Genomic DNA, 20,284 nt, shown 5'->3' with positions numbered 1-20,284 from the left:
GCGATGACGCTATGGAGCAAGCGGCAATTTCACGCAGTCCTCGGTGACATGATTCGACCGGGCCGGGAAACAGGCGCGCGTGTTCTCGCGCAGTGCGTCTTGCTCGTCACCCTCTGCGCTACGTTGTCTCTTCTGGCGGGGTGTCCCTATTACGCGGTGCCGCCGGGAGCGGTTGTCACGACGACACCGGCCAGCTTCGACCGGTCATTTTCGGCTGCAGCGGGGGCGATGCATGACGAGGGCCTGGCGATTACCGTGCAGGACCCGGCAACGGGCAACGTGGTCGGCACACTCGACGGCAGCACCGTCACGGCGAGCGTGCGCCAGCAGGCCGATGGCAGCGTGGTCGTGCAGTTCAATTCGACGAACGCGCGTGACCCGGCACTGCTTGAGCGCATCTCCCGCGGCTACGATCGGCGCATGGGACGGTGAGCGTGCCGTCCTCGGTCCGCTGGCATGGCGGGCCGAGGACGTGAACCGGGCGATCTGCTGTATTCATGAACGATCGTCGAAACCCGCCGCGTCTACCGTTTCCTGATACATGCGATCCGATAGACGCCGTCCTCGACTTCTACGCCGTGCGTATCGTGTGTGAAGCCAGGGAAGCGCAGGTCGTACTGTTCGAGCGCTTTCAGATAACCGAGCAGCGGGCCATCGGCGGGGCCCGCATTTTCACCCGGCATCAACAGCGGAATGCCGGGCGGATAGGGCACGACGGCATTTGCCACCGTGCGGCCTTCCATCTCCGACAGATCCAGCGTTTCCACCTCGTTGTGCACCAGCAACTCGAACGCCTCCTGAGGACTGTATTCAGGATCGGGAAGCGTCGAGAAGCCACGAGACATCATTTCGGTCGTCTTCAGATCGCCCATTGCACGGAACATGAGGTCGCACAGATTGCGTAACCCGAGGCCGCCATACCGTTCCGGATAACGCGCTGTCAGATTCGGCAAGGCCTGATCCAGCGGCAGATTGGCGTCGTAGTCTTTCTTGAAGTCCAGCAGCGTATTGACGAGGGTTCCCCATTTTCCCTTCGTGATACCAATCGAGAACAGCAGCAGAATCGTGAAGTCGGTGGTCTTCTCGACGACGATGCCGTGTCGAGCCAGGTAGGCGGTGACGACGCATGCCGGAATGCCGACTGACGTCAGCCCGCCTTGCGGTGCGACGCCCGGTGTCAGGATCGAGACCTTGATCGGATCGAGCATGCAGTAGCCATCTTCGATTGCGCCGAAACCATGCCATATGTCGTTGGAATGGAGGACCCAGCAGCTTGGATCAGTTGCAAGCAGTTCTTCGTCGGCTTCATGGAATGGCACGCGCCGGCCGGTGTTGCGATTGAGGACGACATCGGGCTGCCAGCCATTGAAGAACCAGTCGCTTTGCTCGTCGAACTGCGCGTGCAGCCTGCCGAGCATCTGCCGGAACGAAATTGCCTCGCGGATGGCGTCGCCCGTGAGCGCCTCGCCGCCGGGGCCGTCCATCATCGCGGCACTGACATCGTTGGACGCGATGATCGCGTACTGCGGCGAGGTCGACGCGTGCATCATGTACGCTTCGTTGAAGCGCGCATGTTCGATCGGATTCCGCCCATCGCGGATGTGAATGAACGACGCCTGCGACAACGCCGCGAGCAGCTTGTGCGTGGAGTGCGTGGCAAATACCGTCGGCTTCGAGGCGTCGTGGTCGGCGGGATCGCCGTGCATGGCGAAGCGGTCCTTGTAGAGCGGATTAAAACGCGCATAGCCATACCAGGCTTCGTCGAAGTGCAGCCGATCGACGCTCTGACCGAGCAATTCCTCCAGCCGCGTGACGTTATAGCAGAGGCCGTCATACGTTGAATTCGTCACGAGCGCGTGAACGGGCGTAGGCACCACGCCCTCGCGATTCCTGACAAGCGGGTTCTGTTCGATCAGAAGACGGATGGCTGCCGCCGTGAGCCGCTCCGGCATGATCGGGCCAATGATCCCGTAATGGTTGCGCGACGGCACGAGATACGTCGGTATCGCACCCGACATCGTCATCGCGTGCTCGGCGGATTTGTGGCAATTGCGGTCGCACAGCGCGATCTGGTTGCGCGTGACACTCGCCATCAGAATGACGCGGTTCGACATCGACGAGCCGTTCGTCACGTGATAGGTGCGATGCGAGCCGAACACTCTGGCTGCGTAACGCTCGCTTTCGCCGATCGAACCGCTGTGGTCCAGCAGCGAGCCGAGTTCGCCGACGGAGATGGACAGGTCCGAGCGAAACAGCTGTTCGCCGAAGAACTCGAAGAACGCCTGTCCAACCGTCGACTTCATGAACGCCGTGCCACCCGTATGTCCCGGCGTGTGCCATGAGTACTCGAATACTTTTGAAAAACGTGCCAGCGCGGCGAACATCGGCGGCAGCACGGTCTCGCGATAGCGCTCGATCGACGCAATGATTCTCCCCGCGATAAACGCCGTGGTGTCTTCCAGCATCCAGATGAAGTCGTCGGCCTTTTGCATGGCGTCGACGGGCACTGTCGAGACGCTCGTACGGCTCGCGAGCAGAAAGATGGGCACGGTCGCGCTGCGCACCCGCTGTGCGTCGAGCACACTTTTCGCCTGCAGACGAGTCTCGTCGTCACCGAGTTCCCAGCTCAACAGCAGGCACTGGATCAAGGGATCAGAGCGGATGACCGATATGGCGTCGTCGGCCGACGTGGCTGTCACGACACGCACGTGTCGCTCTTCCAGTTCGGCGGCGAGCGACTGCGCGGCGCGCCCGCTCGCCGTGCGGGCGTCGAATTCGTGATGCACCAGCAGCGCCTTCATGCCGAGTCGGCGATAGACGGATTCGGTCGCGGAAGACATGTGGATCTCTCCTCGTTGCTCACTCGGGAACGACGGCCATCCGGTAGAAGGTCTTCGTGGCCTCGTCCGGTTCGCCGAACCACTTCACGAAAAGTCCGCGATAGTCCCCTGACAGATACATCTTGCTCAGCGCCTGATCGACGAAAAGGCGCATATCTTCATCGTCACGCGCGACGCCAAGCGAAACGGGAACGATGGTGAAGCGGCGTTGCAGAACCTGCAGGTCGTCCGCCGCCGTGCTCCGCTTGACGGCATCCTGCAGGACCTGGCGTTCGGCGAAAAACACATTGATTTTCCGGTCGAGCACCTGCCGCACGCCTTCGTCATAACTCGACACGTAGACGACGTGCGCGGTCAGCTTGAATTCGTTGACGCGGTCGTTGAGCCAGCGCTCTGTTGGCGAACCTTTGACGGCGGAGAACGTCTGCGAATTCAGAAGTTGCGCAGGCGACGCACGCCATATCGGGCCGTGAGGCTGGATATCGCCGCTCAGCAATTCCTTGAGCCCTCGCGATGCGTCGGTGCGCATCAGCGCGCCGACACCACCTGGATAGACGGGCACCGAATAGCTGATGAACTGGCGTCCCGTTAGCGTTTCTGGATCGCCGCACAGCAGGTCGATCTTGTGATCCTGCAGCGCACGGTAGCGGTCATCGAACGAGACCTGTGTCCAGTTCACTGTCAACTCTGGAATGCCCAGTCCGCTTTTGACCTGATCCGCGACGCCCTGGCACATCCCTGCGAGAAAACCTACAGCGCGGCCAGCGTTGTCGCGATAGACAAATGGGCTCGATGCATCGAGATAGCCGACGTTGATCTTGTGCGTCTGTTTGATCCGGGCAAGCGCCCCGGTGGTGGCCTGCACGGCGGCCGTGGGCGTGGCCGCGTGCGAGTGACGTGGCCACGGCGCGCACAGAATAATGAAGGCGATGATGCTGGCGGCCGCGATCGCGGGCTTACCCGCTTTTGCTGCGCTCGCTGCCCGGCGAGCGGCGATGAATCCGTAGATGACGTAGCCGATCGCCATCACCAGCATGCCGCCGAGCACGGCGTCCTTGCCTGACGCGTAGAGGGCGTAGATCGAGTACGCCATCGCGATGAGCGCGACGACGGCGTTGCGCCGGTAGACGGCGGGCTCCGTACCCGCGTCGCGCATCATCACAAACAGCGCGGACAGCGACACGATATACGGCACCACGTTCGTGACCACGGCGAGATTGACGAGCGCCGCGAACTGCTCGGAGAGGTTTGGCGATATCGTCGAAAGTGCCATCAGCGATTGCACGATACCCATGATGATCATGCCCACAATCGGCGCGCCGTTATGACTGGCCTTGCTGAAGACCGAGGGGAACATGTCGCTGTCGGCGGCATCTTTCGCTGTTTGGGCCAGCGTGAACTGCCAGCCGAGCAGCGATCCGACGCACGCCATCGCTGCGAGCGCCATCACGATGGAGCCGACCACCGGGCTGAACATATGGGCGAACGCGAGGCCGAACGGCCCAGTCGACTTCGCAAGATCCGCATTGGGCACGACGCCCTGGATCGCCGTTGTCGAGAGAATATAGACGACAGCCGCGCCGAGGGTGCCGAACAGGCATGCAAGCGGCACGTCGCGTTTCGGATTCTCGACGGCCGACGAATTTTGCACGGCCGATTCCATGCCGAGGAACGCCCACAGGGTCAGGGAAATACTTGAACCCATGCCTTCGAGCAGGCTCATCCCCTGGGGATTCCATGCTGCCGCGAAATAGCTGGGGCGAAACCAGAACCAGCCGGCGATGGACATGAATCCGACGGGCAGAATCACGCCCCAGACCGTGACGGAGCCGATGCGCCCCGTCAGCTTCGGACCGCCGAAGTTGGCGACCGTGGTGATCCACAACAGCGCGATCACACCGATGCAGGTCGCAACGGGCGACGATGTCAGCGGCGGGAAGAAAGCTGCGAGATAACCGAGCGCGGAGCTTGCGACTGCAACGTTCGCAATCGCGAGAGAGAGGAAGTACAAAAAGAAAACCTGAAAGTAGCCAGGCTTTCCGTAGGCGTCTTCGGCATAGGCAGCCATCCCGCCCGCCCGCTGGTTCAGAATGCCTGCCTGTGCAAAGCCATAGGCAATGGCCATCGACCCGAGCGCTGTCACGACCCACGACAGCAACGAGATTGCACCAACTTTCGCCATATTGGTGGGGAGCATGATAATGCCCGATCCCATCATGTTGACGGTGACGATGAACGTCAGTTGCACGACGTTCATCTTTTTGGGTTGATCAGCCATGGCGCACACTCCTTGGTGGCTTTCCTTGTCGCTTATTCACTGACCACGTAGGTATAAAAGCGGATACGACCGTCCTCACGTTCCTGGAATACGCCCTGGACTTCGTAGTTGAAGCCAGGGAATCGATTGAACGATTCCTGGAACGCCATGAAGTAGTCCAGCATCGGTTGGGCACGGTCATCCCAACGTTCGCCCGGCAGCACGACGCCGATTCCCGGCGGGTAGATCAATGCCAGGGTTGCGGACACGCGGTTTCTGACCTGATCGAGCGGCACATAGTCGACCCTGTTAGCGACGAGAGCCTCGTACGCTTCTTTGGGCGACATGGCGAGTTCGGGGAAGCTCGACGCGCGGAAGCACAGCCGCTGCAGTCCCTTGACATTCGCTTCGCGATAGAAGCCATGCATCTCGCTGCACACGCGGCGCAGCGTGTAGCCTTCGTAGCGTTCACTGTGCGCGGCGCACAGCGTCGGCAATACTTCCGCCAGCGAAGCGTCGCGATCCCACAGGTTCTTGAACTTGACGAAGCGCGCGATCAGGGTGTTCAGCTTGCTTTCGTCTTCGGCCGGCGTCATCAGGAAGAGGATGCTGTTCAGATCGCATTTCTCGGGGACGATGCCTTCTTCGCGCAGGTAGTTCGCCACAACTGTCGCCGGCACGCCGAACTCCAGGTAGTCGCCTGTCTTCCGGTCGATACCCGGTGTCAGCAGATTGAGCTTGTTCGGATCAACCATTACGTAGCCGTCGGCATACCCCGTATAGCCGTGCCAGGACGCTTCAGGACGAAACTCCCAGCACTGCTGCTCGCGTTTGATGACGTCAGTGGGAATGTCCTCCCACGCGACGCCCGACGCGTCAGCCATGAACCTCGAATTGCGGATATCCACGACGTCGGGAACGAAAGGATCGAAGAACCATTGCTCCTGCGCGCTCTTGCCCGTTGTCTCGTAGTGGCGCGCGAACTGGCGGAATTTCTTGCGCGCCTCGATACCGAGCTCGATGCAGCTATCCCACAGCATCTCGCCCGCTTTCCCCTCGTGTACTTTTGCATTGACGTCGAGCGACGCGAAAAGCGGATAGAAGGGCGACGTGCTCGCATTGATCAGAAAGGATTCGTTGAAGCGCTTGTGCTCGATATAGCGTTTCTGGTCGCGAATATGATCATCCCGCTTGTGAATCTGGGACGCCTGGGAAAAGCCGGCACCCTGCTTGTGAACGGATTGCGTCGAGAACAGTCCCGGCATCTGTGGTGTCAGATCGTCGAGGCGCATGGGCTGTGATCGTCGAACAGCGGGTGAAACGCGTTGTAGCCGATCCACGCTTCGTCCCACAGCACGTAATCGCACAGGTGGCCGATTTTTTCGAGAACCTTGCGGACGTTATAGATCGTCCCGTCATAGGTCGCGAGCTGGATGCAGGCAAGCCGGAATGGCCGCTCCGCATTGCTGCGCTCCCGGTCTTCGACGAGCGGGCTGTTTCGGATCTGCTCGCGAAGATAGTCTTCGTCCCACGCCTGCCAGTCGACTGCGCCGATCATGCCGAAAGCGTTACGCGACGTCGGCAGGAAGATGGGAATCGCACCCGCCTGCACCAGCGCGCCCTGATGCAGCGATTTGTGGTTGTTCCGGTCGAATAGAACGAGGTCACCGCGTTTGAGCACAGCACCCGTCACGATCTTGTTCGATGTGCTGGTTCCATTCAGAACGAAGTAGGTCTGGTCCGCGCCGAACACTTCCGCCGCGTGACGTTCCGCATCCGCGGCAGCCCCTTCGTGAATCAGCAGGTCACCCAGATTGACGTCGGCGTTGCACAGGTCGTTACGAAATATGCTTTCGCCGAAATGCTTGAAGAACAGTTGTCCAGCAGGGGACTTCCGATAGAACTGGCCTCCCTGATGCCCGGGGCAATCGAAGGCGATGTTGGCTGCCGCGTCATAGGCGACAAGTCCACCGAAGAACGGCGGCAGCAGGCTCAGGCCATATTTGACGAGGCTCGCTATCACCTGCTTCGCATAAAACGCGGGTGTCTGCTGCCCTAGATAGATGTAGCCGTCCACTTCGCCCAGTCCGCCCGTCACGGCAAGATCCGACAGGCGGTGCGAGTTGGCGAGCGCCCAGAGCGGTGTCCGGAAGCCGAGTGCGCGCACGGAGGCCGCAAGGTTGCGCGCGGCTTCGAGCCGGGTGCCGTCGATCAGGGCGATGTACGCGCCGACATCGGCGTCTTCGTTGACGTCGCGTGTCAGGCTGTCGGTGACTTCTACGCGGAAATGCTCCGACGTAATGTGTTCCAGCAGTTCACTGGTTTGCGCGTCGCTACGGTCCACGATCGCGACTACCTTCAGAAGCTTATGGAAGGGAATCGGGATGGTGGGCGCCTTGAAAGGACGGGGGACCATGACCACTCCTTCTTTTGCCGGCTGCGCGCGTCAGGTGTGACCCAGCGGGCGCGAGTCTGTCGCACCCAGGCGAAGGCGAATAGTTACAAGCGTAAGCATCCGGCGATGCATGCAATATCGGGTTTGGCTCCGCGAGGAACCGGGCGGCGTAACAAACGCAAGTGGACTACCGAACTCAGTGCGATACAGAATGCGAAATGACAACTTGCAGCAATGCGTTGCTGCCGGTCTCCCACTATTTTTTGGTACCCGGCCGATGGATCGACACTGTAGGTCGATGGTTTGGCCGGAAGGTCTACGTATATAGTTGGATAGCTTTCGATTCAATGCAAATTTTTTTTAATGACACTGCGAAAGAAACTTGACTGAGTCAATATTCGGCTCGGTACGTTGCGCCAGATGATACGAATGACTAAGGAGTTTCAATCGAAACCAGTAAGGCGTAGGGCTTTGTGAAAAGCGAATCGCATTTGCATTAGCGTTTTCTGTTTTCTCCTTGTCCGTGTCGTGTTGGACGGAACACACCGGCTTGCGCCGAGGCAAGATGTCACCTATAACAGCCGACAGATGTTTATGTGCTCGGCCCAGGTTCACGTTTTATCTCATCGCGTGCGAATTCGGAGATCTCACAAACCGGAGAAGGCCATGAAAATCATCAGCGTCATATCAGCTGGCGCGCTTGTCGTGTTCGCCTCGACCGCGGCGGCACAAAACGAGTCGCCCCCGCCGGCTGCAGCGCCTTCAGCACAGGCAGGCAGTAACGATGCGATCGTGAAAATGCGTCATGAGGAGGCCGCCGCCAATCGTGCTTATGACAAGAAGGTGGCTGCGGCAAAGAAGGTCTACGACCACAAGAAGGCAGAGGCGAAGAAAGAGCGCGATGCGGCTATCGCCGCAGCACGATATGGGACGAATCAATAGGTAGCGCGCATATCTGATGCTCGCCCGAAGGCGTAGAAGGAGGCTTGAAACCCGCTGATTGCGGGTTCTGTTTTCTGTATACGTCAAGCGCAATTTTGCATGTGGTATCGCGCCAGATCGACGGCGTGATACCTCGTCGCGCTGGTCCGTTCCTTCCTTGAACAATGCAAATTTATCAACCAGAATCTGTTGCAGAAGGTGTTTCGGTGAAATGGAGGCGGACGTACGGACGTGTTCTTCACTACACGAATAAAAACGCCACCAAATAGACATGCAATCGCATAAATAAAACAGCTGGTCCTCTGCTCCAGAGCGAATCGGGAGTGCGGCGAGCCGAATCATGTCTCAATCGGGAAGCTGACTCGCGTCGTTCTGTTCGCAGCAATCATCCAGGCTGCCCGTCCTTACTACGGTCCATGCCCCTCTCTTCGCAGATGGGAGAACGCGATGAATGCAGATGTCACAAGGCTCGGAGCCTACTCCGAAGTTGGCAAATTGCGCATGGTGATGGTCTCGTCGCCGGGGCTTGCTCATCAACGTTTGACGCCCAGCAATTGCGACGAACTGCTGTTCGACGATGTGATCTGGGTGAGCCAGGCCAAGCGTGATCATTTCGATTTTGTGACAAAGATGCGCGAGCGCGGGGTAGAGGTGCTCGATGTGCACAACCTGCTCACGCAGACAATGGACAATCCGGAGGCACGCCAATGGGTGCTCGACAGGAGAATCAGCGACGATAGCGTGGGCGTCGGACTGAGCACCGAAGTGCGCGCGTGGATGAACGAACTGGATTCGCGCAGACTCGCCGAACTTCTGATTGGCGGCGTATCGCTTGACGATATCCCGGGTAGCGACGCGCCCGTCCTGAAGCTGTTTCGCGAGTATCTGGATTACTCCAGCTTCCTGCTCGCGCCGCTGCCCAATATGGTGTTTACGCGCGACACGACCTGCTGGATCTACGGCGGCGTGACGCTCAACCCGATGTATTGGCCCGCGCGGCGGCAGGAGACGCTGCTCGCAGCGGCTATCTACAAGTTTCACCCGACGTTCGCGAATGCAAACTTCGAGTTCTGGTACGGAGACCCCGACAAGGATCACGGCGCATCCACGCTCGAAGGCGGCGACGTCATGCCGATCGGCAAAGGCATCGTCCTGATCGGCATGGGCGAGCGCACATCGCGCCAGGCGATCGGGCAGGTTGCGCGATCGCTGTTCGAGAAGGGTGCGGCCGAGCAGGTGCTGGTCGCCGGCATGCCGAAATCACGGGCTGCAATGCATCTCGACACGGTGTTCAGCTTCTGCGACCGCGATCTTGTGACGATTTTTCCGGAAGTGGTCGGACGAATCGTCACATTCTCGATCAGGCCCGACGACAAGCGGGCGTACGGCATGAGCATCCAGCGCGAAGACAAGCCTTTCGTCGAAGTAGTCGGCGATGCATTGGGACTGAAGGAGCTGCGAGTCGTCGAAACAGGCGGAAACCGCTTCGCCGCGGAGCGGGAGCAATGGGACGACGGCAATAACATGGTGTGCGTCGAACCCGGCGTCGTGATTGGTTACGACCGCAATACATTCACGAATACGCTTCTGCGCAAGGCGGGCATCGAAGTGATCACGATCGCAGCGAGCGAGCTTGGGCGCGGACGGGGCGGTGGGCATTGCATGACGTGCCCGATTGCCCGCGACGCTGTCGATTATTGAGGTGTTGGCACTGCGCCGCGGAATCCGGCGCGACCGCCTGACAAACGGAGACAACTCATGGCCTTCAACCTGCGAAACCGTAGCCTGCTTAGCCTGATGCATCACAGCGGCCGCGAACTGCGCTATCTGCTCGACCTGTCGCGCGATCTCAAACGCGCCAAATACGCGGGTACGGAACAGCAGCATCTGCAGCGCAAGAACATTGCGCTGATCTTCGAGAAGACCTCGACCCGTACCCGCTGCGCATTCGAAGTCGCTGCGCACGACCAGGGCGCGCACGTCACGTATATCGACCCGAACTCATCCCAGATCGGACATAAGGAAAGCATGAAGGATACGGCGCGCGTGCTTGGCCGCATGTTCGATGCGATCGAATATCGGGGATTCAGCCAGGAAATCGTAGAGGAACTCGCGCAATACGCGTCCGTGCCCGTCTTCAATGGTTTGACGGACGAATACCATCCGACGCAGATGCTCGCGGACGTATTGACGATGCGCGAATACGCCGACAAGCCGCTACATGACATCAGTTACGCGTACATGGGCGACGCTCGAAACAACATGGGGAACTCCCTGTTGCTGATCGGCGCGAAGCTCGGCATGGACGTGCGAATTGGAGCACCGAAGTCGTTATGGCCGAACGAGGATCACATTGCGGCATGCCGGCAGTTCGCCAAGGACAGCGGAGCACGTGTGACGCTCACGGAGGACCCGAAGGAAGCCGTGAAGATGGTCGATTTCATTCACACGGATGTGTGGGTGTCGATGGGCGAGCCCGTCGAAGCCTGGGACGAAAGAATCAAGGCGTTGCTGCCGTATCAGGTGAACCGGGCGTTGATCGAGGCGACGGGCAATCCGCGGACCCGCTTCATGCACTGTCTGCCCGCCTTCCACAATTGCGAGACCAAGGTCGGTCAGCAGATTTCGGAGCGTTATCCGAATCTGGCTAACGGTATCGAAGTGACGGAAGACGTGTTCGAGTCCGATTACAACATTGCCTTCGAACAGGCGGAAAACCGGATGCATACGATCAAGGCCATCCTCGTTTCGACGCTGGCCGATATCTGACACGACTGGCCCGCGCTCCATGTCCGTTGTCCCGCGACGCATCCGTAGTCGCAGGGCGACGCGTTTTCAGGAGGTCATATCATGCGCCTTGTCATAGCGCTAGGTGGCAACGCGCTGTTGCAGCGCGGTCAGCCCATGACGGACAGCCAGCAACGCGAGAACGTCAGGGTTGCTGCCGCGCAGATCGCCAGGGTCGCGGCGGGCAACGAGCTCGTCATCGCGCATGGCAATGGTCCGCAGGTGGGGTTGCTGGCGTTGCAAAGCGCCGCCTACACGGAAGTCGCGCCGTACCCGCTCGATGTGCTCGGTGCGCAAACGGAAGGCATGATCGGCTACATGATCGAACAGGAATTGGGGAACCTTCTACCGTTCGAAGTCCCGTTTGCGACGATCCTGACTCAGGTCGAAGTGGATCTTGCGGACCCGGCGTTCGAGCATCCGACCAAGCCAATCGGACCGGTGTATTCGAAGGAAGAAGCACAAAGGCTTGCGCGGGAGAAAGGGTGGAGTATTGCAGAGGATGGCGACAAGTATCGCCGGGTGGTCGCGAGCCCGCGGCCCAGGCGGATCTTCGAGATCCGTCCGGTGAAGTGGCTGCTCGAAAGAGGCACGGTCGTCATTTGCGCGGGCGGTGGCGGCATCCCGACGTGTTACGACGAAAATCGAAAACTGCGAGGCGTGGAAGCCGTCATCGACAAGGACCTGTGCTCCGCATTGCTTGCGCAAGAACTGGAGGCGGACCTGCTGATTATCGCAACCGATGTCAACGCGGCTTACGTCGATTGGGGCAAGCCGACGCAAAAGGCCATTGCCGAGGCCCATCCCGACGAACTCGAAAAGCTGGGTTTCGCGTCGGGGTCGATGGGGCCCAAAGTGCAGGCCGCCATCGAGTTTGCGCGCAATACCGGCAAGGACGCCGTGATCGGCGCGCTGCCGGATATCGTCGCGATCACGCAGGGCAGCGCCGGTACGCGGATCGGCCTGGGTACGCACGGGATCGGTTTCTATCCGGCTGCATAGCACAGTGAGAGGCGCGCGCTTGCACAAACGGCTGCTTTGAATGCGGCGTTGCCGGCGACATGCTACGGTGCGCCGGCACCGGCGGGATTCGACGAGGCGGGCGAAGGATCGGCAGTGCGCGGCACGCTCAATTCTCCTTCGGACGATGTGTCTTGCCCACCGCGTGGCGTCATGGTCCGAAGCAGGATGAAATCCCTGTCGGGATCGGGCATCGCGATGATCGCGTGCAAGGTCACTCTCGTCATCCAGCAAACATCCGATGCCGTTGCCTTCGACGGATTGGACGCGTAGAACGCATATCGCTCCATGTTCATCTCGTCGCCGTGCAGTTCCGCGATGAGCGAGCGCGAGAGTTGCTGCTCGGCGGCCGCATACTGTTGCGGCGTTCCCGTTGCAACGGGCGCATTTGACGCCTCGATGACGAGCACCTTGAACAGCATCGAGAAGTACAGGTCGACGTCGGAATCCGTCATCTCACGCAACGAGATGCGATTCATCACCGCGCGCATGTCGGACAGACCGAAGCAGTTGACGGGAACCAGCTCGTCGAGGAATCGGGTCAGCAGTGTCACATACTTGAGCCGATCCGAAGGCGTGAGATGGGCCAGCCCGTTCGACATGTAAGTTTCACGCGCGGCCGGATCGAGAAAGATCTGATTGAGCCGCCGTGTGTCGCCGTTGGTGCCCTTCGCGATGTCGGGGTCGTGCCGGATCTTCTCGACCCACGCGCGAATGATGTGAGCCTTGTTCGAATCCGGATCGATGCCCGCCCTCAGAAGGAGGTTTTCCAGATCGACCTGCTGCGCATCCGTCGGGGCAGCGGAGAAGGCGGGATCGACCGTCAGCGCGTCAAATCCGGGGTCGCGGTGTATCGCGGCGCCAGCCAGCGTCGTGGCGCCTAGTGCGACGATCAGCAAGGCGATACAAGAGGCGGAACGTCTCATGTTGCCTCCCTGCATTGAGCCGCTTTACGCGTGCGTTAGCCCTGAAAGTCGGGAATGAAAGAAGGCGCGGGCCGTTTGCCGCGAGGGTCCGTTTTTGTCACGGGTTGACGCGGCGGATCAATCGTATAGCCTGAGTCTTGACTTCAAGGCTGTACTTTCGCCCAGCCGGGTCCGGGATCGAACGAGGAGATGGCTTTCGCCTTCGCCGCGCTGTCGGGTCCGAGATCGCGTTCATAGACCTGGCCCGCATGGCTGACGATGAAGCTCTTGATGCCCGTGTCCCCGTAGCGCACGGGCCACGCGAGCACGGCGAAGCCACCGAACAGCTTGCCGTGCGCGACATAGTCGTAGGCACCACCCGGCGCATGCGGACCTTGCGACGTCAGCAGCTTGTAGTGGTAGCCGTGATATCCGGCGTCCGCGGCATTGCGAGTGGTCGCCTGCATGAAAGCCGGGCCGAGCGGGCTAGGAGGCGCGCCGGGTTCTGTCGGCCAGTACAGGCCGTCGTGCTTTCCCGGTGAACTCGACAGTTTCGACGCGTACCTGAGCAGGCCGACGCCATCGTGATCGGTGAGGGCATATTCGCGCTGCGCGTCGTAGATCGCGAGCATCGTCTGAATGACAGCGAGTTCGTTTCGGCCGATGCGACGCAAACGCATTTCCTCGACGCCCGCCTGCATATCGAAGTGCCACCCTTTAGCGCTCTTCGCGAGTGGAATGGGAAAGGTCCATCCGTCGTTGCCGACGGCAATACGGGCATGGCCGTCGCCTGTCTGCTCGACCTGATGCGCCTTCCCCCATTCGTCGAGGAAGCGGCTGCGGAGGTCGGCGCCGACGGGCGGAATCAGAGTGCGAAAGTCGCTTCCGAAGATGGATTTCAGCGTTGCCTCGTCATTGTTGGTGACGGCTTCGCCGAATGCATTCATCGCGGCATCGGGCGTGCTGAAGTCCTTCTCCGCATGCGCCGCAGACAATGCGCCGAAACACAGTGCGCATCCAACGGCAAAGGTGCGCAAGATGCCCGCAAGCCGTTCCGAACGAAATCTTGAGGTGGATGTCATTTTCGTATCTCCCTAACGTCTTCCGCCGCGCGCGCCGCCCCCACGCATGCCGCCGCCGCCGCTCGGTCGGTTGAAGCCCGAGCCCTGCATGCTGGAGCGTCCCCGGTCATGGCTGCGTTGCGTGGCGCCGCCCGCGCCTACGCCCTGAAATGCGTTGTCGCGCCCGCCGCTGACGCCGCCACCGCCCGCGCGATCGCTGGCGCGTGAAAAGTCGCTGGTGCCCGCGCGATTCGATCCGCCGCCGAAATTGCCTCCGGCCGATCTGTCAGCGACACCCGCGCCACCCGCCCGATCTCCACCCCGATCGCCCATATTCGACCGGTCCGCAACAGATGCGCGATTGCCTGCGTTACCCCGGTCGGCTGTATTGGCGCGTCCACCCGCGCCCGTGTCACGCCCGCGAAAATCATTGCGTCCCTCGGCGCCGCCGACATTGCGCGAATATTTTTCGCGGGTTGCATTGTCGCGGTAGGCCACGCCCTGGCGATGGCTGCCGTCGTGTTGCCAGCGTCCACCCTGCACCTTGGTGCGGTCGAAGTTGCGATCGATATTCGCGGCCTTGTTGACGTTGATGTTGACGTCGCCGCCGCCCCAGTTGCAGTTGCTGAAGATCGCACCCGCCGCAGCGAGCCCGATTCCCCACGCGAATCCCGTCATCAGGGCCCCGCCCGGATAGTAGGCCGGGTAGGGCGGCCAGTAGGTCGGCGGATAGGCGGGATAACTCCAGGCGCCATAGACGACGGTCGGGTTGTACGCGGGCACATAGATCACTTGCGGATTCGCGGGCTCGATCTTCACGATGGTTTGCCCACCCGCAGGTGCCGGCTCGACGACCACGTTCTGCTGTTCGTTCGACTTGAGATTGCCCGAGTCTTTCGCGCGGGCGCGCAGTCGCTGCACGGCGGCGAAGACCTCCTTTTGCTGGGCGAGGAACGCGTCGCCGAGTTTCTGGGTCCAGTCGAGCTTGTCATTCATCGGCTCGAGAATTTGCGGGAATGCAACGAGCGATTTCACGCTGACATCCCACGGCTCATTTTCGACGGCCTTTACGGCGGCGTCACCCTTGACGTTGGGATTGGCCTTGACCCAGCGTGCCGCGTGCACGATCTCCAGCGGATAGGTCGACGCCATCAATACCTGCGACAGCACGGAGTCGGGATACAGCGCGATCGGCGCGACCAGCGCCTCGATTTCTTCCGGCTTGAATGATTCGGCTGGCGCAGGCTGCGCATTCTGGGCGTCCTGGGCGTTTTGGGCGCGCGCCGGGCCCGCGCCGAGCGTCAGCACGACAAGCAGCCAAAGACATGTGGCTTTGGCTCGTCGTAGGTTCCACAAGGACATGGCCGCTCCTTCAGACTGGATGACAGGAACCTCGACGAATCGGTCCTGTTACGACTGATGGCAGATTGCAGAATGGCTTGCGGGATATTGCGGCGTCTTCTCTATATGATGTTAGAACATCTATCGGTTCTTGCGATGCAAATAGTCAGTGCTTGCGGCGCAGGGTAAGTCGGGTGGCGATGATTGATGACGGCTGCTAGAGTGCTTTTACATCTCTGCATTGTGATCGATTCGTTCTTCATCGCATTCAATCAGGAGCGGAGCGCAACGGCTCGCGGCTCGTGAACCCAGGTAACCGCACGTTTCCAGGCTTGTACCGCAATCCGCCTTTCCCAGATCGATAAGTGGCATTAAAAGGCGCGCTGCGTGTCGTTTGCGGAGGGCGAATACCAACGGCTGGCGTCGATGATGACCTTCGACGGCAGCCGTCGATCACAGCCGACGTCGGTCCGGGAGTTGACCATGGTACGTCTCGCACAATGCGGCGCGGCAGTCCTGGCGATCTGCCTTGTGCTTTTCGCGGTTTCAATCAATGCGTGCGCGGCCGACGGTGACACGCTCGCGCAGGTTCGAGCACGCGGCGTGGTGAGATGCGGTGTCAGCGAGGGCGTCCAGGGGTTTTCCATCAAGGACCGATCGGGGCTCTGGAGCGGAATCGATGTGGACTTCTGTCGCGCGGTGGCCGCCGCGGCGTTGGGCGATCCGTCCAAAGTAGCTTATGTGCCGCTCAGAGCTTCTGCGCGCTTCCCGGCACTCGCGGAAGGCATGATCGATCTTCTCGCCCGCAACACCACGTGGACGCTGCGCCGCGAAGCGGCACTCAAGGTCCAGTTCGCGGGTGTTCTCTTTTACGATACGCAGGGGTTTCTCGTGCGCCGTCCGGGCGGCGTGCAGACGGCCGCCGAGTTGAAAGGGGCAACCGTGTGCGTCGAAAAAGGGACTTCCACGCAGATGCATTTGCGCGACTACTCCGCTGACAACCGGCTGGAGATCACGGTATTGGAGATCGACTCCGCCATCGAAGCGCGCCGGGCCTTTTTCGCAGGGCGTTGCAGCGCTTATGCGGCCGATTCGGCACAGCTCGCCGCAGTGCGCCTGGAGGCACCCGATGGGCCGCAATCCGTGCAGATCCTGCCGGAGCGGATCGCCAAAGAACCGCTCAGCCCGGCCGTTCGCGGTGGAGACCAAAGCTGGCTGACGTTCGTACGCTGGGTGCTCTTCGCGCTGGTGGCGGCCGAAGAGCTGGGTGTCACGCGCGATAACCTGCAATCAAGGCTGAGCGAAGCGGCAGTCAGGCGCGCGCTTGCCGATGACGACGAAAGCGATCGCAGTCTGGGCGTCGAAAGAGGCTGGCGGGCTCGCGCCGTACAAAGTGTCGGCAACTACGGGGAAATGTTCGAGCGGAACCTCGGACCGCGTACATCGCTGAAACTGGACCGCGGCCTGAACCGGCTGTGGACGCAAGGCGGCTTGATGTACGCGCCGCCTTTCCGTTAAAAGATCTGGACGGTGACATGAGCCAGGTGCAGATCTATATCACGGTTGCCGTATTCGCGGCCGTCATTCTATTGATCGCATTCAACGTGATCGACATGGCTGTCGCGGCACTGACGGGTGCATGCATCCTGATCGCGCTCGGCATACTGGACGATCGGGACCTCGTGGACGCAACCCGCACGGCTGCCGGGCCGCTTGGCCTGCTGTTCGGCGGCATGGTCGTGGCACGGGTCCTCGCAACCACGGGCCTGTTCGACATCATCGGAGACGCCTATCTCCGCGCGACAGGCGGAAGCGGAACACGCTTTCTGCTGATGCTGATTGCGCTCGTCGCGCCAATCTGCGCTGTGTTACCCAACGCCACGACCGTCATTCTTCTTGCGCCAATTATCGTGCGCGTCTGTATCGCGCTCGACGCTGACTACGTCAGGCCTATGGTGCTGACAGCGATCATCAGCAACTCGGCCGGATTGCTTACGATAGTGGGCGATCCAGCCACCTTCCTCGTAGGAAGCGCGATCGGAATGACCTTTGGAGAATACCTGCGCCGTGTGTCGCTCGGAGGGCTGATCGCGGTGCTCGTCATCGTGCCGCTTCTGCCTGTTCTGATGCGGGACCTGTGGGACCTGAAGCGCGCCTTGCCGCCGCGCGGCCCGGCGAGACGGATTGAGCGGCCGGTGTATGCGACGCTCGCTGGCGCCGTACTCCTTTTCATGATTGTGTTATTCGTCTTCGGCGAAAATTTGCCGTCGCGCATCGTGCCGCCTGCCGTCGCGCTGATCGCAAGCGCCCTGGCATTACTGGTGGGCTTTGCCGCCAAAGTCGAACCGACCGATAACGTGCTGCGCGACGTGGACTGGAAAACCCTGGTCTTTCTTGCGAGCATCTTCTGTCTGGTACAAGCCATGGCGAAGACAGGACTGCTCCAGATCCTGGCGCTCAAGCTCTATCAGATTTTTGGTGGGCAGTTGACGCTCGTTGCGCTGACGCTGCTTGCTGGCATCGGGCTGCTGTCGAGCCTGCTTGCCAATGTACCCGTCGCGGCCGCGTCGATCGTGATGGTCAAGGGTTATCTCGTGATGGCCGAGGTCGTGCCTGAAACCGCGCTTTCGGCGGGCTTTTCACACTGGCCCGCCGTTTCCGTGCCGGTATTCATCGGCATGATGTTCGGCGCGACCCTCGGTGGCAATGCGACGCTCGTCGGCGCAGCGGCCAACATCGTTGCGGCTGGCATTTGCGCGCGTCAAGGAAGGCCCGTCACGTTCGGCACATTTCTTCGGTACGGGTTGCCCATTACGCTGGCGCAGCTTGCGGTGTCAGCTTTGTACGTGCTCGCTATGACCCGCTTGTTGCGTTGAGGCGCTGCTGGAAGGGTTCGTCACGATACGAACTAGCGCCGGCCGCCGCGTGCGCCTCCTCCGCCGCCACCGCCACCACGGGCTGCGCCGCCCCCACGGTTGAAGTTCGAAGACTGCGCGCTCGCTTGCCCGCGATTGAAGTCCCGCTGCGTCGCCCCCGCGCCCCCGCCGACGCCCTGGAATGCCGAGTCGCGGCCGCCGCCCGCGCCTCCGTAGCCGGCTTGTGCGTTTGACGAGCCCACGCGGGTGGGCGTTTGCGCGCGATTACTCGCGGCCGCGCTTCGATTGGACGTCTGTGCGCGATTGCCGGCTGCGGCGTTGCGGTTGGACGACTCTGCGCGATTGCTGGCGCCAGCCGTCCGGTTGGATGTCTGTGCCCGGTTGCCGGCTGTGGCACCTCGAGCCGACTTGTCGGACCGATTGCTGGCGGCACCCGCGCTTCGGCCAGTGCGGTCGGCGGTACTTACATTGTTCTGACGCCCCGTGCGATTTCCGGCTTCCGCCCGATTGGCGACCCCCGCACGCTCTGTGGCACCGCCGGTGCGGCCTCGATAGTCGCGTCGCCCGTCGGCGCCCTGTACACCGTTTGCGTACTTGTTGCGAGTGGCATTGTCACGATACGCGACGCCCTGACGATGTCCCGCATCATGCTTCCATTTGCCGCCCTCCACGTTGGTACGGTTGAAGTTGCGGTCGATGTTGGCGGCCTTGTTCACGTTGATGTTGACGTCGCCGCCGCCCCAGTTGCAGTTGCTGAAGAGTGCGCCTGCTGCAGCGATGCCAAGCCCCCACGCGAACCCGGTCGCAAGCGCGGCGCCGGGGTAATAGGCGGGATACGGCGGCCAGTAGGTGGGTGGGTAGGCGGGTGCGCTCCAGCCGCCGTAGACGACGGTCGGGTTGTAGGAGGGCACGTAGACGACCTGAGGGTTCGACGGCTCGATGCGCACGATGGTTTGCTGCGCCGGCGCGGCCTGGCCGCCCGCACTCGGGGCAGGTGCTTCGACAATGACTTTCTGTTGCTCGTTGGACGCCAGATGTCCGGCCTTTTGCGCACGCATCCTCAACCGCTGCACAGCGTCGAGCACGTCCTTTTCATTGGCGAGGAACGCATCGCCAAGCCTCTGGGTCCAGTCGAGCTTGTCATTCATCGGCTCAAGAACCTGCGGAAAAGCCACCAGCGACTTCACGCTGACGTCCCAGGGCTGGTCTTCCACTGCTTTCACGGCAGCATCGCCCTTCAGGTTCTTGTGCGTTTTCACCCAGCGGGCAGCGTGCACGATCTCGAGTGGATACGTCGATGCCATCAGGATTTGCGATAGCAGCGAGTCGGGATAGAGCGCGATCGGTGCGACTAACGCTTCGATTTCTTCCGGCGGGAATTGCTGGGCCTGAGGCTCGGGCGCCGACGCCGGGAGCGGTACTGACGCTGGGGCCGCGACCGAGGCCGCGGCTGGAGCAGAAGCGGGCAAAGGAGCGGGCGCGGAAGCCGGCGCCGAAGCGGGCTGGGTCTGAGCCTGCTGATCCTGTTGTTTCGATGGGCAGCCCGCCAACAGGACGACGAGGCTGGTGCTCAACAGTCGTGCAATCCTTATCGACATGGTCACCCTGTTTCTTTGTCAGGCAGCGAAATGTTCCAGGGCGTCGATCGCACAAGGCCGCATGAGCAGGCGGAGGAATTCGCTGATTGATAGATTGACGCGATGCTGCACTACGATCCGATGGTTGATCTATCACTAGATTAGTACTCGACGCACGATCGGTACAGTTAGATGCAGTGTGATCGAATACTGCAAGTCAGAAAAACGACGGTGTGCGAAAAGTACTCCATCGAGAAGTTGGCGCGAGAGCGGCATTCAATTA

At 60.9% G+C, this 20,284-nt stretch carries 13 protein-coding genes and 2 pseudogenes; 7 read left to right on the top strand and 8 right to left on the bottom strand.

What is annotated here, in order from left to right; translation table 11 throughout:
- Positions 1–228 precede the first annotated feature (228 nt).
- Positions 229–432 (top strand): hypothetical protein, encoded by a 204-nt coding sequence (locus tag H1204_RS52960; RefSeq protein ID WP_346015756.1) that lies wholly within the window; start codon positions 229–231, stop codon positions 430–432.
- A 92-nt stretch (positions 433–524) separates the two neighbouring features.
- On the opposite strand, the gene H1204_RS22240 is transcribed toward H1204_RS52960, so the two are convergent.
- From H1204_RS22240 to H1204_RS52950, 4 genes and pseudogenes are all read right to left on the bottom strand, one after another.
- Positions 525–2,840, bottom strand: coding sequence for an Orn/Lys/Arg decarboxylase N-terminal domain-containing protein (locus H1204_RS22240; RefSeq protein ID WP_180732879.1), 2,316 nt, complete (start codon positions 2,838–2,840; stop codon positions 525–527).
- Positions 2,841–2,859: 19 nt separating this feature from the next.
- Entirely contained in the window at positions 2,860–5,118 is a 2,259-nt protein-coding gene (gene potE, locus H1204_RS22235; protein WP_180732877.1) for a putrescine-ornithine antiporter, read from the bottom strand.
- Positions 5,119–5,150: 32 nt separating this feature from the next.
- Positions 5,151–7,120: pseudogene (gene speC, locus H1204_RS52955) on the bottom strand (ornithine decarboxylase).
- Between the two features lie 36 nt (positions 7,121–7,156).
- Positions 7,157–7,513: pseudogene (locus H1204_RS52950) on the bottom strand (Orn/Lys/Arg decarboxylase N-terminal domain-containing protein); the annotation flags it as partial.
- Positions 7,514–8,158: 645 nt separating this feature from the next.
- On the opposite strand from H1204_RS52950, the gene H1204_RS22225 reads away from it, so the two are divergent.
- The 4 genes from H1204_RS22225 to arcC all read left to right on the top strand — a co-directional run bounded on the left by H1204_RS22225 (position 8,159) and on the right by arcC (position 12,223).
- Positions 8,159–8,434 carry a hypothetical protein gene (locus H1204_RS22225; protein WP_180732875.1) on the top strand — a complete coding sequence of 92 codons (276 nt, stop codon included), beginning with the start codon at positions 8,159–8,161 and terminating at the stop codon, positions 8,432–8,434.
- A gap of 447 nt (positions 8,435–8,881) precedes the next feature.
- On the top strand, positions 8,882–10,135 hold the full coding sequence (gene arcA, locus H1204_RS22220) for an arginine deiminase (RefSeq protein ID WP_180732874.1): 1,254 nt from the start codon (positions 8,882–8,884) through the stop codon (positions 10,133–10,135).
- A 57-nt stretch (positions 10,136–10,192) separates the two neighbouring features.
- Positions 10,193–11,203 carry an ornithine carbamoyltransferase gene (locus H1204_RS22215; RefSeq protein ID WP_180732872.1) on the top strand — a complete coding sequence of 337 codons (1,011 nt, stop codon included), beginning with the start codon at positions 10,193–10,195 and terminating at the stop codon, positions 11,201–11,203.
- An 81-nt stretch (positions 11,204–11,284) separates the two neighbouring features.
- Positions 11,285–12,223: a carbamate kinase gene (gene arcC / locus H1204_RS22210; protein WP_180732870.1), complete on the top strand. Its 939-nt coding sequence runs from the start codon at positions 11,285–11,287 to the stop codon at positions 12,221–12,223.
- A gap of 62 nt (positions 12,224–12,285) precedes the next feature.
- On the opposite strand, the gene H1204_RS22205 is transcribed toward arcC, so the two are convergent.
- The 3 genes from H1204_RS22205 to H1204_RS22195 all read right to left on the bottom strand — a co-directional run bounded on the left by H1204_RS22205 (position 12,286) and on the right by H1204_RS22195 (position 15,569).
- Positions 12,286–13,167: a hypothetical protein gene (locus tag H1204_RS22205; RefSeq protein ID WP_180732869.1), complete on the bottom strand. Its 882-nt coding sequence runs from the start codon at positions 13,165–13,167 to the stop codon at positions 12,286–12,288.
- Between the two features lie 143 nt (positions 13,168–13,310).
- Entirely contained in the window at positions 13,311–14,228 is a 918-nt protein-coding gene (locus H1204_RS22200) for a DUF2950 domain-containing protein (protein WP_180732867.1), read from the bottom strand.
- Between the two features lie 12 nt (positions 14,229–14,240).
- Positions 14,241–15,569 (bottom strand): DUF3300 domain-containing protein, encoded by a 1,329-nt coding sequence (locus H1204_RS22195; RefSeq protein ID WP_180732865.1) that lies wholly within the window; start codon positions 15,567–15,569, stop codon positions 14,241–14,243.
- Positions 15,570–16,031: 462 nt separating this feature from the next.
- Between H1204_RS22195 and H1204_RS22190 the strand changes: the two genes are divergently transcribed.
- Together H1204_RS22190 and H1204_RS22185 are read left to right on the top strand one after the other, a co-directional pair.
- Positions 16,032–17,066, top strand: a complete 1,035-nt coding sequence (locus H1204_RS22190) for an amino acid ABC transporter substrate-binding protein (protein ID WP_180732863.1) — start codon at positions 16,032–16,034, stop codon at positions 17,064–17,066.
- Positions 17,067–17,083: 17 nt separating this feature from the next.
- The gene (locus H1204_RS22185) at positions 17,084–18,424 is read left to right on the top strand and encodes an SLC13 family permease (protein WP_180732862.1); all 1,341 of its coding nucleotides are present in this window, start codon (positions 17,084–17,086) and stop codon (positions 18,422–18,424) included.
- Positions 18,425–18,456: 32 nt separating this feature from the next.
- On the opposite strand, the gene H1204_RS22180 is transcribed toward H1204_RS22185, so the two are convergent.
- Positions 18,457–19,998 carry a DUF3300 domain-containing protein gene (locus H1204_RS22180; protein WP_243468755.1) on the bottom strand — a complete coding sequence of 514 codons (1,542 nt, stop codon included), beginning with the start codon at positions 19,996–19,998 and terminating at the stop codon, positions 18,457–18,459.
- Positions 19,999–20,284 lie beyond the last annotated feature (286 nt).

The organism is Paraburkholderia sp. PGU19 (assembly GCF_013426915.1).
Classification (GTDB): Bacteria; Pseudomonadota; Gammaproteobacteria; order Burkholderiales; family Burkholderiaceae; genus Paraburkholderia.
This window is presented reverse-complemented; position numbering and strand designations above follow the sequence as displayed.